The organism is Altererythrobacter chaiwopuensis (assembly GCF_054957755.1).
The window spans coordinates 895,200-907,896 of sequence record NZ_JBTXJG010000001.1 but is presented as its reverse complement, the minus strand read 5'-3'; the positions used below and the strand labels follow the sequence as shown (position 1 = coordinate 907,896).

12 protein-coding genes are annotated in these 12,697 nt (G+C 62.5%); 7 read left to right on the top strand and 5 right to left on the bottom strand.

The genetic code is table 11. The features are described from left to right. Positions 1-63 precede the first annotated feature (63 nt). Positions 64-828, top strand: a complete 765-nt coding sequence (locus ACX2DJ_RS04455; protein ID WP_462571217.1) for a competence/damage-inducible protein A — start codon at positions 64-66, stop codon at positions 826-828. A gap of 72 nt (positions 829-900) precedes the next feature. Further along, positions 901-3,759, top strand: a complete 2,859-nt coding sequence (locus ACX2DJ_RS04450; RefSeq protein WP_462571215.1) for a DUF2339 domain-containing protein — start codon at positions 901-903, stop codon at positions 3,757-3,759. Here ACX2DJ_RS04450 and ACX2DJ_RS04445 read toward each other — a convergent pair. After that, positions 3,756-4,070: a winged helix-turn-helix transcriptional regulator gene (locus tag ACX2DJ_RS04445; protein ID WP_462571214.1), complete on the bottom strand. Its 315-nt coding sequence runs from the start codon at positions 4,068-4,070 to the stop codon at positions 3,756-3,758. The genes ACX2DJ_RS04450 and ACX2DJ_RS04445 overlap by 4 nt on opposite strands. Before the next feature lie 83 nt (positions 4,071-4,153). Here ACX2DJ_RS04445 and ACX2DJ_RS04440 point away from each other — a divergent pair, with 83 nt between their 5' ends. Next, entirely contained in the window at positions 4,154-4,543 is a 390-nt protein-coding gene (locus tag ACX2DJ_RS04440; protein WP_462571213.1) for an MAPEG family protein, read from the top strand. Between the two features lie 129 nt (positions 4,544-4,672). Here the strand turns inward: ACX2DJ_RS04440 and rplA are convergent, their stop codons facing one another. Both rplA and rplK read right to left on the bottom strand, forming a co-directional pair. Continuing rightward, positions 4,673-5,365, bottom strand: coding sequence for a 50S ribosomal protein L1 (rplA, locus tag ACX2DJ_RS04435; protein WP_462571212.1), 693 nt, complete (start codon positions 5,363-5,365; stop codon positions 4,673-4,675). 4 nt (positions 5,366-5,369) lie between these two features. Next, entirely contained in the window at positions 5,370-5,801 is a 432-nt protein-coding gene (gene rplK, locus ACX2DJ_RS04430; protein ID WP_462571211.1) for a 50S ribosomal protein L11, read from the bottom strand. A 402-nt stretch (positions 5,802-6,203) separates the two neighbouring features. On the opposite strand from rplK, the gene ACX2DJ_RS04425 reads away from it, so the two are divergent. Together ACX2DJ_RS04425 and ACX2DJ_RS04420 are read left to right on the top strand one after the other, a co-directional pair. Further along, entirely contained in the window at positions 6,204-7,448 is a 1,245-nt protein-coding gene (locus ACX2DJ_RS04425; protein WP_462571210.1) for an FAD-dependent oxidoreductase, read from the top strand. Between the two features lie 85 nt (positions 7,449-7,533). After that, positions 7,534-7,998, top strand: coding sequence for a host attachment family protein (locus ACX2DJ_RS04420; RefSeq protein WP_462571209.1), 465 nt, complete (start codon positions 7,534-7,536; stop codon positions 7,996-7,998). Between the two features lie 14 nt (positions 7,999-8,012). Here ACX2DJ_RS04420 and nusG read toward each other — a convergent pair whose 3' ends face one another. After that, on the bottom strand, positions 8,013-8,549 hold the full coding sequence (nusG, locus tag ACX2DJ_RS04415; RefSeq protein ID WP_462571208.1) for a transcription termination/antitermination protein NusG: 537 nt from the start codon (positions 8,547-8,549) through the stop codon (positions 8,013-8,015). Between the two features lie 30 nt (positions 8,550-8,579). Then, positions 8,580-8,789: a preprotein translocase subunit SecE gene (secE, locus tag ACX2DJ_RS04410; protein WP_462571207.1), complete on the bottom strand. Its 210-nt coding sequence runs from the start codon at positions 8,787-8,789 to the stop codon at positions 8,580-8,582. 278 nt (positions 8,790-9,067) lie between these two features. Here secE and ACX2DJ_RS04405 point away from each other — a divergent pair, with 278 nt between their 5' ends. Both ACX2DJ_RS04405 and ACX2DJ_RS04400 read left to right on the top strand, forming a co-directional pair. Beyond that, on the top strand, positions 9,068-10,591 hold the full coding sequence (locus ACX2DJ_RS04405) for an alanine/glycine:cation symporter family protein (protein ID WP_462571206.1): 1,524 nt from the start codon (positions 9,068-9,070) through the stop codon (positions 10,589-10,591). Positions 10,592-10,879: 288 nt separating this feature from the next. After that, the gene (locus ACX2DJ_RS04400; protein ID WP_462571205.1) at positions 10,880-12,247 is read left to right on the top strand and encodes a tyrosine-type recombinase/integrase; all 1,368 of its coding nucleotides are present in this window, start codon (positions 10,880-10,882) and stop codon (positions 12,245-12,247) included. The last annotated feature ends 450 nt before the right edge of the window (positions 12,248-12,697 follow it).

Here is a 12,697-nt window from a genome sequence, read left to right as displayed (position 1 = left end):
TCGCCTTCGGCTCGCAATGACGAATCTCTTTTGATCCGTCCCGTTCTCGCCTAATCACACCTCATGACCTCTCCTGACAAGATATGGACCGCCGGGCTCGTCGTGATCGGCGACGAGATCCTGTCGGGCCGCACGCATGACAAGAATATCGCGCAGGTCGCGAGCTGGCTGCAGGTACAGGGCATCCGTCTGGCCGAAGTGCGCGTGGTGCCCGATGTGGAGTCGCGGATTGTCGAAGCGGTCAACGCGCTGCGCCAGGCCTATGACTATCTCTTCACTACCGGCGGGATCGGCCCCACGCATGACGATATCACCGTCGATGCGGTCGCCGCCGCACTGGGCGTGCCGGTGATCGTGCACCCAGAGGCGCGGGCGATGCTCGAAAAATACTATGCCAGCCGGGGCATGGAGCTGACCGAGGCGCGGCTGCGCATGGCACGGGTGCCCGAAGGCGGCGAACTGATCCCCAATCGCATGTCGGGCGCGCCGGGAATCAAGCTCGGCAATATCCACCTGATGGCAGGCGTGCCGCACATTACCGCCGGCATGCTCGACGCGCTGACGGGAACGCTGGAGGGCGGCGCGCCGTTGCTCAGCGAAACGATCGGGTGCTGGACCGCCGAAAGCGAGGTCGCCGAAATCCTGCGCGAAGTCGAGAGGGCGCATGCAAACTGCCAGATCGGCAGCTATCCCTTCTTCCGCGACGGGCGCGTGGGTGCAAACTTCGTGATCCGATCGACCAGCCGCGAGGATCTCGGCAGCGCAGTCGACACCTTGTGCGAAGCGCTGGGCGATCAAGGCCTCGATTTCACCACCGGCGGGATCTAGGGTCAGGGCGTTTCCGGCTTCCTCGGTCAGGCAAAGAGCGCTATCCTCCTGTGAAGGGGGAGAGCGGTCGCGATGAATTTCATGTTGATTGTCGTGCTGGGCGGAGCATTCGCCTGGCTGTGGAAACGGGTCGAGCGGCTGGAGCGGCAGGTTGCGCAGCTCGAATTTCGCCCGGACAGGCCCGATTTCGAAACATCGCATGAACCGCTACCGGCGCACCCGGCCGCGAGCGTCCCGATCACGCGCCGGGAGGAGTCACCCGAAACGGACACCAGCCCAGAGCCAGCGCGCGAAACAGATTTCGCGGAGTCACACGAAGCGCCGGCCGAACCCGAGCCCCACGAACCTGCCGCGCCGCGCTTCCAGTTCGATTTCGAGGATATCTTCGGGCGGCGCCTGCCGATCTGGGCGGGCGGAATCACCCTTGCTATCGCGGGCGTGTTTCTGGTGCGCTATTCGATCGAGGCCGGCCTGCTGACGCCGGTAGTGCGTGTCGCGCTTGCCTTCGTGTTCGGGTTCCTGCTGCTCGGCGGCGCCGAATGGGCCTATCGCAACGCGGAAAAACTCGCCGACGAGCGGGTACGCCAATCGCTCGCCGGGGCCGGCCTCGCCACGCTCTATGCGGCCTTCTATCTTGCCGGCACGCAATATGGCCTGGTGGGCCAGACCCTTGCTTTCCTGGGCCTGGCCGCGGTCACGGGAGGCGCGATCGCGCTGTCGTTCCGCTTCGGCCTGCCCTGCGTGGTGCTGGGCCTGGTGGGAGGTTTTGCCGCTCCTGCACTGGTCGGCGGAGAAGAAGCCAATCTGCCGCTGCTTTCGCTCTACCTCGGTCTTGTCACTGCCGGATTGACCGTCACCGCCAAGCAGCAGGCCCGGCCCTGGCTTTCGATCGCGGCGCTGGTGTTCGGCCTCGGCTGGGGCGCGATATTGCTGCTTGCGGGCGATCCCGGCGTAGCAGAGATCCTCGCGCTGGGGCTCTATTTCGTCGTGCTCGGCGCAGTCCTGCCTGCATTTGCCGGGGCCAGGAATTACGAGCGGCCCGTGCGCATCGCCTCTGCCTTTGTCGCCAGCGTGCAATTGGCGCTACTGGTCGATCAGGGCGGCTATGCGCCGCTGGCCTGGGCGCTTTACCTGCTGCTCGGCGGCACGCTGGCGTTCCTGGCGTGGCGCAAGCCCGAATTGCGCGAAACGAGCGCGATCGCAGCGGTGGTGGCGGTGCTGCTGCTGGCGCAGTGGAACGATGCCGATCCGCTGATATTCGCGCTGGTTGCCGCAGGGATCGCCGCAGTACATGCGGGGGTTCCGTTGGCGCATGCCTGGCGCGGGTCCGATGCGCGTATCGACATTTTCCAATTGGTAGGCACTTCCTTTGCGCTCGGTATCATTGGCTATGCCACTTACGGCAAGCCTGAAGGTGACATACTTGAAGCGCCACTGGCGCTTGCATTCGTGGCGTTCGCCATCCTGCCGCTTGCAGGTGCATGGCGGCTGTGGCGCACAGAACGGGCGGGCGATCTGGCGCTGCTGCTGGTGACCGGCGCGCTGATGCTGTCGGCAGCTGCCCTGCTGGTGACACCGGCATGGCTGGCGGTGGCTATGGCAGCCCTGGCCTTCGCCGGCCTGTTCGCCCTGCTGCAGCGACGTGACGAAGGGCCATTGCGGGCGATCCCCTGGGGTTTCGCCGCGATCGCGCTGGTGGCGCTGTTTGCAGTGCCAGCTATCAATTCCGAGGTAGCGCGCCTGTTCGGCGGCGAGCAAGGCAGCAACACCGCCCAGGGTGTGATCCGCTGGCTCGCGGGCCTTGTTCCCTGGGTGGTGCTGGCCTGGCGCGAGCAGAACCACAGGGCGCGGTCGACCGCAGAGGTTCTTGCTGCCCTGCTGGCCTATGGCCTTATCGCGCAGGTGGTTGGGGAAATCGCGCTCACCTGGGCCGCCGCAATCGGTGCCATCACCCTGTGGCAGTTGCAGCGCGGCCGCGTGGCGGCACAGGCGACGTTGGTGGCCATCGCTGGCCTGTGGGCGTTGGTGCCGCTGGGCGAATGGGCGGTGGGCAGTTTGGCAGCCCTTGCCGGGGATCCGCTGTTCCTGCGCGAGCTTCCCTCGCTGCGCGAACTCCTCACCCGGCTCTTACCGTTCGCTGGCGCGCTGGCGTTGGTCAGCCTGCCCATACGGGGCCGGTTCGATACGCGCTGGCTGGCTGCGCCAGTGGCCATAGTCATCGTGCACACGCTGTTCCGGCAGGCCTTTGCCGTCGATACGATCAGCTCATTCGTGTCGTTCGCACTGGCCGAACGCACACTGTGGCAGGCCTTGCTGCTGGGGGCGGCTCTGGCCTTTGAACGCGGTATCCCGCAATTGGGAGCGCAACCCCGGCTTGCGGTGGCATTCGCGGGCATGGCGCTGGCGCATGCGTTGTGGTTCAGCGCCGGGGTGCACAATCCGCTGTGGGATCGGCAGGCCGTGGGGCCGGCGCCGATCGCCAATCTCGTGCTCGCCGCAGGTACGGTTGCAATTCTCGCCGCCCTGCTGCTGCGCCGCCATGCCGCCGCGATCCAGCGTCCGTTGGTCGACGCAGTGGTGATGGCAGTGGCCAGCCTCACCGCGCTCGCATTGCTGCGGCAGGCATTCGCGGGCAGCATCCTGATCGACCTGCCGATGAGCCAGGCGGAGGACCTGCTGCGCTCGCTGCTCGGCATATTGCTGGCGCTCGGCTTCCTGTTCGTCGGCCAACGCCGCGGCGAACGGAGTTGGCGGATCGGTTCGTTGGTGCTGATGCTGCTGGCAGTGGCGAAGGTGTTCCTGTGGGATGCTGCAGGGCTCGAAGGCCTGCTGCGCATCGCCAGTTTCATGGCGCTGGGCTTCAGCCTGATCGGGATCGGCTGGATCTATGCCCGGCAATTGCGCGGCATTGCAGCCGGGAATTCGACCTAGCCGAACTGCTCGCCCCAGTCGCGCATCGCCTGGATGATGCCCCCCATGGCCCGCCCCTTGTCGGTCAGCACATATTCCGCGCGCGGCGGATTGTCCTCGTAGAATTCACGGCGGACGATCGCGGATTGCTCTAACAGCTTGAGCCGGTGCGACAGCGTGTTGGGCGCGATCCCCGGCAGGGCATCGAGCAGGTCCTGATAGCGCCGCCGCTCGTGCTGCAGCAATTCGCGCATGATCTGCGCGGTCCATTTCGAGCCGATGAACACTGCGGTCCGCGAAATCGGGCAGAGGGGGATATCGTGCCGGGTCACCCCTTTCCCATAGCGGCCAGGACACAGATTGACCATTCACTATATTTTTTATAGTCACTCTGCATTCAGAAGGAGAGGATGTTATGACAGTCGAAATCTGGTCGATCGTGGCGCTGCCGGTGATGCTGCTGCTCCTGACCGCAATACAGGGCAGCCTGGTCCCACTGACACAAGGGCTCAAATGGGGCCTTGGCAGCCGCGATGCACCGGTTGAGAAGAGCGCGCTGCAAGGCCGATTTGCGCGCACCGTGCAGAACCAGATCGAAGCCATGCTGATGTACCTGCCGCTGATGGCGCTGGTGCTGATGCTGGATCGCACCAGTTCGCTGACGGAGATCGCCGCCTGGCTGGTCATCCTTGGCCGCGCAGTCTTTATTCCCTGCTATCTGTTTGGCGTGTTTGGCCTGCGTTCTGCAGCCTACGGAACCGGCATGATCGGGATCTTCATGACCATCTGGGCGCTGTTCGCCTGATCGCTGGGCCAAGACGGCACAAGGGCCGGAAGGATTGCTCCCCCGGCCCTTACGTCATCGATTCAGCTGTAGGAAAGTTCGGAGATCCGCGCTCAAGCAGCGAAGCGTTAGTGCGGGTCGACCAAAAAATTACGCGCCTTCGACTTCCGACAGGTCAACCTTGAGGCCGGGGCCCATCGACGAGGTCACGGTGACCTTGCGGACATACTTGCCCTTGGCGCCGCTCGGCTTGGCCTTGACCACTGCCTCGGTCAGTGCCTTGAAGTTGGCCTTCAGCGCAGCATCGTCAAACGACAGCTTGCCGATCCCCGAGTGGATGATGCCCTGCTTCTCGACACGGAATTCGACCTGGCCGCCCTTGGCATCCTTGACTGCCTGCGCCACGTTCGGAGTGACGGTGCCCAGCTTGGGGTTGGGCATCAGGCCCTTGGGGCCAAGCGTCTTACCCAACCTGCCAACCACACCCATCATGTCGGGCGAGGCGATGACGCGGTCGTAATCTAGGTTCCCGGCCAGCATGTCTTCCATCAGGTCTTCGGCGCCGACCTTGTCAGCACCGGCGGCCAGCGCCTTGTCGGCATTGTCGCCCTTGGCGAACACCGCCACGCGCACATCCTTGCCTGTGCCGGAAGGCAGCGAAACCATGCCGCGAACCATCTGGTCTGCATGGCGCGGGTCAACCCCCAGGTTCATCGCGACTTCGACGGTTTCGTCAAACTTGCCCTTGAACTGGCGCAGCACGCCCAGCGCTTCGTCAACGGTGTAAAGCTTCTCGCGATCGAGTTCGGCGAGGGTTTTCTGCTTCTTGGTCTGCTTTGCCATTGGTTTAGCCCTCCACCACGTCGAGGCCCATCGAACGCGCTGAGCCTTCGATGATGCGCGTTGCCATTTCGATGTCGTTCGCGTTGAGATCGGCCATCTTGATTTCGGCGATTTCAGCCAGCGCCGAACGCTTGATGGTTCCGGCCGAAACCTTGCCCGGCTCCTTGGAGCCCGACTTCAGCTTGGCGGCCTTCTTGATCAGGAAGGTTGCCGGCGGAGTCTTGGTGATGAAGCTGAACGAACGATCGGCATAGACGGTGATGATCGTCGGGATCGGCATGCCCTTTTCAAGGCTGTCGGTCGCGGCGTTGAACGCCTTGCAGAATTCCATGATGTTCACACCGCGCTGGCCCAGCGCCGGGCCGATCGGGGGTGAGGGGTTTGCAGTGCCAGCCGGCACCTGCAGCTTGATATAGCCGTCAATTTTCTTGGCCACTGGGGCCTCCTTTCACACTGTCAGGCGCATTGGCGGAGATCGCCGTATCCGCGCCTTCATGTTAAGCGGTCAAACAGCCCGGTTGCCCGAACCTCCCGCACGGTTTTCCTGCCGGTTGGACAGGAAGGCGCGCACATAGCGTCTTTCGCGCAGAGTGCAAGCTAAACCCGCGAGCCAGGCCCTGCCGGATGGAACACATGGAACACGGTATAGAAGAAACAATTCCCCCGGGGGAAAGCGCCTTGTTGCGAGCTGCTTGCAAGAGATGACGCGCCATTCCCATATCGGCCCACCAACCACGAATGGCAGCGAGTAGGAAAGCCTGGCTGGAAGGCTCCGCGCGCCTTGACGCTGCCCCGCATCGTTCTACCCTACCGGTCGGTATCGGGGGAGAGAGGCGCAATGGCCAAGGGAATTACACGCCGCGAGGGGCTGAAGCTGGCGGGCGCCACGGCGCTGGCGGGCGCAGCGATAACCGCCACCGGCGCGGCGCGCGCGCAAACGGGATCGGGCGGCAATTTCGACGTCGCCGTGGTCGGCGCGGGCGTGTTCGGCGCGTGGAGCGCATGGATGCTGGCCAAGGCCGGATACCGGGTAGCGCTGATCGACCAGTACGGCCCAGCAAATGCCCGCGCCTCCTCCGCTGGCGAAAGCCGGGTGACGCGGATGAGCTATGGCGCGGACACGATCTATTCCGAGATGGCGGCGCGCTCGCTGCCGCACTGGCAAGCGCTATCGGCGCGCTGCGCGCTGCCGGTGCTCCACAAGATCGGTGTGCTGTGGTTATCGCCAGCGGGCGATGCCTATATGCGCCAGAGCATCGAATGGCTGGGTGCCAATGGGCATGCATACTGGCGCGGGGACGCCCAGGCCTTGCGCCAGCGCTATCCGCAGATGCGCTTTGCCGATGGCGAGGAAGGCTTTGTCGAGCTGGAAACCGGCGCGCTGATCGCGGGCCGTGCGGTGCAGACGCTGGTCAGGGAAAGCGGCGCGCCGCTCGTCATCGCCAAGGCGCAGCCGCCTGTCAAAACCAGCGATGGCAGCTATCTGGTGGCCGAGGGCGTCACCGCGCGCCACGTCGTCTATGCTTGCGGCCCATGGCTGGGCAAGCTGTTCCCCGATGTGCTGGGCGGGCGGATAATCCCTACACGGCAGGAAATCATGCATTTCGGCAGTGCGCCGGGCGATGCCCGCTTTGCCCCACCTGCGCTGCCAGTATGGGCCGACAACAACGCGGGCGACATTGCCTATGGCCTGCCGGACCTCGAGAATCAGGGCTTCAAGATCGCCTTCGACCGGCATGGGCCGGTGGTCGATCCCGACAGCCAGGACCGGCGGCTCACCCCGGCAATGGTAGAGCAGGCACGCGAATATCTTTCTCGGCGCTTCCCCGATCTCGCCGATGCGCCGTTGATCCATGGCCGGGTGTGCCAGTATGAAAACTCCTCGAACGGCGATTTTCTGGTCGATCGCCTGCCCGGGCATGATAGGGTGTGGCTGGTTGGCGGCGGATCGGGCCACGGCTTCAAGCACGGGCCGGCCGTGGGCGAACTGGTGGCGCGCCATATCGCCGATGCGCAGCTGGCGATCGAACCGCGCTTCTCGCTTGCGACCAAGGGCACCGCCGCCGCGCGCAGCGTTTACTGACGCCGCGGAATTTGACCGAAGTCATTCGCCAACGGGCAATTCGCGGAGTAAACCGACATCCACCATCGAGAAGAGGATATCGACGATGATTATCAAAAGCGGAGCGCTGATTCTGGTAGCCGATGGGCGCAAATTGATGCTGTTGCGGAATGTTGGCGGCGCGACTGCCCCGGCCCTTGCCATGTTGGTTGAGCAGGAAGCGGACAATCCCCGCACTCACGAGCAAGGATCGGACCGACCGGGCCGGACACAGTCGCGCTTTGGCGAACGCCGCAGCAGCTATTCCGACACCGATTGGCAGGAGCAAGGAGAGGAATTATTCGCGCACCATGCCGCCAATGTCCTCGAAAATGCGGCGATCGACGAGCCAGGCTCTGAAATCATTGTCATCGCCGACCCGCGTACGCTGGGCGAGCTACGCAACCTATACGGCAAGGAAACCACCCCGAGACTCAAGGGCGAGATCGCCAAAGACCTCACCGGCTATACCAGCGTTGCGTTAGCCAGCGCTGCGATCATCGAAGCGGTTGAAGCTTACGAACCTGCCTGAGCCCGCCCGAACCCTTACTTGACCAGTTCGACCTGCTCGAAGTCCAGCTCGACCGGGGTTGCGCGGCCGAAGATCGAAACCGAAACCTTGACCTTGGCCTTGTCGAAATCGAGCTCTTCCACCTCGCCGTTGAAGCTGGCGAAGGGCCCATCGAGCACCTTGACCTGATCGCCGATCTCGTAATCGACGCTGATGTCCCTCTTGGGCGCAGCCTTGGCTTCCTCCACGCCGCCAAAATAGCGCGCGGCCTCTTTCTCGCTGATCGGCTGCGGCTTGTTGTTCGAGCCGAGGAAACCCGTGACCTTGGGCGTGTTCTTGATCAGGTGGTACACGTCATCGGTCATTTTGAGCTTGGCGAGGACATAGCCGGGCATGAATTTGCGCTCGACCTGCACCTTCTTGCCGCGCTTGACCTCGGTCACCGTTTCGGTCGGGATCTGGACGTCCTCAACCGCGTCGGACAGCCCCAACCGTTCGGCTTCGGCGATGATCGCATCGCGGACCTTGTTCTCGAAACCCGAATAGGCGTGAATGATATACCAGCGAGCCATGGTGAATTCCCGTGAAATGAAATGCGCGGATCAGGCCAGCGACAGCAGCCATTGCACGATCGCGCTGAAGACCGTGTCGATACCGAGGAAGAACACCGAGAGAATCACCATCAGGATGAACACGAAGATCGCCGTGCGGATGGTTTCCTCACGGGTAGGCCACACCACCTTGTTCGTTTCGCTGCGAACCTGGTTCACAAACTCGGCGGGCGATGTCTTGCGCTTTTTCTCTTCGGCCATGGGGTGACCTTCCGTCCTCGATAATATTTGTTCCGCCTTCCAGGCTTGGCTTTCAGGTAGGGTTTCTCGCCGCCCCGAACAAGGTCCGGGAGGGGCTTAAGCTGATTCCAATGTCGGAAGACGATTGCGCGTTTAAGCGTGGCTTTACACAAAAGCAAGCGGGCTTGGCCATTTATGGGGCAAGGCCGGGGGTAAGCGGCGAAACCCCGTTGCAGATGTAACCACTTGGCCTTAGCGTGCCCGCCTTCTACCGGGACGCAACAAGGGGACGATCGAACATGGCAACCAGTCAACCGGCCACTCTGGATGAACGCCTGCTGGGCCCTGTCACCAATGTGGCAGACTTTATCTGGGGCGGCACATGGGACGGGGTGCAGCTGATTCCGATACCTCCGCTGGCGGTAATCCTGCTGGGTGCGGGCTTGTGGTTCATGATTGGCCTGCGGTTTTACCCGATCGTCAAGTTCGGTGCCGCCGTCAAAGGGCTGTTTGCAGGTCGCAAGGGCGCAGGAGCGGGTGAAATCTCTCCCTTCGCCGCGCTCTCGACTGCGCTTTCGGGGCAGGTTGGCACAGGCAATCTGGCCGGGGTCGCAACCGCGATCGCGCTGGGCGGACCGGGGGCGATCTTCTGGATGTGGATCACTGCCCTGTTCGGCATGGCGCTGGCCTTTGCCGAGGGTTCGCTGGCCATCCGTTACCGCGAGCAGACCAGCGACGGCGTTTATCGCGGCGGACCGATGAGCTACATCATGATGGGGCTGGGGCCGAAATGGACCTGGCTGGCAATCGCTTTCTGCATCGGCACGCTGATTTCCGCGCTTGTTACCGGCAACGGCATCCAGGCCAATGCCGTGGCCGATGGGCTCAACGAACTGTTCGGGATCGAGGAATGGCTTGGCGGGCTGATCGTTGCCGTGCTGGTGTTCATCGTCATCATCGGCGGGATCAAGTCGATCGGCAATGTCGCCGAGAAGGTCGTTCCCTTCATGGCCGCGACCTACATCATCATGGCGATTATCGCGATCCTGCTCAATATCCAGGACATTCCCGAAACCTTCAGCCGGATCTTCGGCGGGGCCTTCAATGCCCAGTCAGCCAGCGGCGGTTTTCTTGGGGCGGCGGTGATCCTGGCGATCCGCGCCGGTGTGGCACGCGGGCTGTTCTCGAACGAAGCGGGCCAGGGCTCGACCCCGATCGCCCACGCCGTGGCGCAAACCGACGATCCCGAATTCCAGGGCCGCATGGCCATGCTGGGCACCTTCATCGACACGATCGTGATCTGCACCATGACCGCGCTGGTAATCCTGACCGTGGAGGGCAATTTCACCCATAATGGCGAGCCGGTGCTGCATGCCTGGCAATCGGGCCTTCAGGGTTTCGCCATGACCAGCGGTGCCTTTGCCGCCGCCTTCCCACTGCAAATCGGGAGCGTTCCCCTCGGCACGCTTGTCGCCAGCATCGCGTTGCTGCTGTTCGTCTTCACCACATTGCTCACCTGGAGCTATTACGGCGAACGGGCAATCACATTCATTTATGACCGGTTCCCCGGTTCGACGCGTGGCGGCGAGAAGAAACTCCACCTTGCATGGCGGGTGCTGTGGTGCGTGGTCATCTTTATCGGGGCAAGCCGCGAATCGGACCTGATCTGGCGTATGGGTGACATTGCCAATGCCGTGATGGTAGCGCCCAACCTGCTGGCGTTGCTGCTGTTGTCTGGCGTGGTGTTCGCACTCGCGCGCGGCAACAGGACCGCCGGGCCGACCCACACCGCCGACACGCCGGAAGAACCAAACGAATATTGAGAGCGGCAAACAAAAGGGGCTGGCTCTGGGAAGAGCCAGCCCCTTTGCTGTTTGAACGGCAGGAAATGGCAGGGGTGACAGGAGGCGTTGTCGGAGATACCTCAAACCCGCAGAACTCCTAATATCTCTTGTATTTCAAAGCCTCCCGGCCCACAAAGCTGGCCCACAAACATGGCCCACAAAGCGGACGGACGACCCTTGGCGACCCTTCAGAACCGATACAACAAATGGCGGGCGAAAGTCCGAATCCCCAAAGGACTCCGTGAGCGCTACGGTGGGCGAGAGTTCATGCAGGCCACCATGAGCGCGATGGACAGGCCTACCGCAAAAGCAGAAGCGGCGGCGTGGGAGAGCGGATTGCGGCTGGAATGGGCCGCGATGGAGTCCGAGGGGAACGCCACACGCGAGACGCTTCGACAGGTCTATGAGAGCGGAAGGCGCTCAGCGCTCGAAGGCAAGTTCATGGTCCATGCGGATGCTGAGAGCTCACCAGTCGAACTGGGCATCGATTACGAGATCGACAAGCTCGCGGAGCTGGACGAGAGGAAAGGTCTCAGCGATGTCGAGTTGGCCAAGCTGGCAGGCCTGCAAGACGCCCTTTCAGAGCACCGGGGGAAGCGAGTGAAGCGGCGGCGCGAGCTGGAGCCGAGCTTCTCAGAAACCGCATCCGACTACCTCGAGTGGTGGGGTGCGCAGCACGGCTTAAAGGAGAGCAACACCCGCCAGCAGAAGGAGGCCAGCTATCGCCTCTTTGCAGGCTACTTCGGAGACCGCCCTATTCTTGAGGTCCGCAAGGCCGATGCTGTGGGCTTCATGGACGTGCTCAGGCGGTGGAACCCGCTCTGGGGCAAGTCAGCCAAGAGCAAGAAGATGGAGTGGCCAGAGCTTCTGCGGGAGTTCGGTGACCATTCGAAAGGCCTCTCGGCGTCCAGCCTCAACCGTCATGTGCAAGCGCTCTCGGAGCTGTGGCGATGGGGCGAAGATCGGGACCGCTGCGGGGGCAAGAACCCCTTCGCCAATCTGCGCCAGCGCCTGAAGCCGGGAAAGAACCAGCTCGGCTATCTACCGTGGTCCGCAGAAGAACTCCAGGCCTTGTTCGATCCCCCGCCGTCTCGACAAGACGTGACCGAGGTTATGGTGGTCGCCCTGCACACAGGCATGCGCATCAATGAGATTGCTTCGTTGACCCTTGGGCATATCCGCGAGGAGGAAGGGATCGCCTTCATCGAAGTAGAGGATGCCAAGACCGAGGCTGGAAACAGACAAGTCCCGATCCATCCGCAGATCGCTTGGCTCACAAAGCTCAAAGGCAAATCAACGGACCGCGTCTGGCCAACCTTCAACCCCGAAGGCCCCGGCAGAAAACCCGGCATGGACGCCTCCACCGAGTTCTCCCGCTTCAAGATCGCCAAGGGCTTCAGGGACCGCCGCAAGGTGTTCCATTCGTTCCGCAAGAACGTCACGCAGATCATGGAGCGTAGTCGAGTTCCTGAGAACGAGTGGGCGCAAGTGCTGGGCCATGAACGCGGGCTCACCTACGGACGCTACAGTCCCGACGGGATCACAATCCAGCAGAAGGCCGACTTGATCGCCCTGGTCGAATATCCGGACATTGAGTTCCCGCAGTTCCGGACGGGAGAAGAAGCTTCGCCCTGAATAACAATCGCGAGAAGCCCCCTAGGGACTCGCTAGGACGCCGATAGATGAATCCCGCTGTCCCGGATAGCCAGCATCGGCTCTTCGAGTCCTGCGGTGGCTCTGAGGGGCTTCTAAGGCCATGCCAATAAACCCTCACCTTTGGTGAACCGAACACTTTCTGGCCGTGGCTTCTAGGGCCATGCTAATAAACACCCACCCTCGAAGAACCGAGCACTCTCTGGCCGTGGCTGTTGGGTGCTATTGGGCGGCCTAAATCCCTTTCACGTACGTGTACGCGTGCGCGCGCCCTTTAGGTTATCCTAAGAGAACACTCCTTCTAGAACTCTTACACTAGCTCTTACCGTAAGCTCCTAAGGGTGATCCTTTAGGTTCCCTTTCAGTGCATCTACAGTTTGTCTGAAGGCGGGTAGCTTGGAGGTGTGGTCTTCAAGCAAAGCGATGGTCTGA

Coding starts and splice junctions, on each gene's coding strand:
- ACX2DJ_RS04455 (WP_462571217.1), top strand. CDS start 64: ATGACCTCTCCTGACAAGATATGGACCGCCGGGCTCGTCGTGATCGGC.
- ACX2DJ_RS04450 (WP_462571215.1), top strand. CDS start 901: ATGAATTTCATGTTGATTGTCGTGCTGGGCGGAGCATTCGCCTGGCTG.
- ACX2DJ_RS04440 (WP_462571213.1), top strand. CDS start 4,154: ATGACAGTCGAAATCTGGTCGATCGTGGCGCTGCCGGTGATGCTGCTG.
- rplA (WP_462571212.1), bottom strand. CDS start 5,365: ATGGCAAAGCAGACCAAGAAGCAGAAAACCCTCGCCGAACTCGATCGC.
- ACX2DJ_RS04425 (WP_462571210.1), top strand. CDS start 6,204: ATGGCCAAGGGAATTACACGCCGCGAGGGGCTGAAGCTGGCGGGCGCC.
- ACX2DJ_RS04420 (WP_462571209.1), top strand. CDS start 7,534: ATGATTATCAAAAGCGGAGCGCTGATTCTGGTAGCCGATGGGCGCAAA.
- nusG (WP_462571208.1), bottom strand. CDS start 8,549: ATGGCTCGCTGGTATATCATTCACGCCTATTCGGGTTTCGAGAACAAG.
- secE (WP_462571207.1), bottom strand. CDS start 8,789: ATGGCCGAAGAGAAAAAGCGCAAGACATCGCCCGCCGAGTTTGTGAAC.
- ACX2DJ_RS04405 (WP_462571206.1), top strand. CDS start 9,068: ATGGCAACCAGTCAACCGGCCACTCTGGATGAACGCCTGCTGGGCCCT.
- ACX2DJ_RS04400 (WP_462571205.1), top strand. CDS start 10,880: ATGCAGGCCACCATGAGCGCGATGGACAGGCCTACCGCAAAAGCAGAA.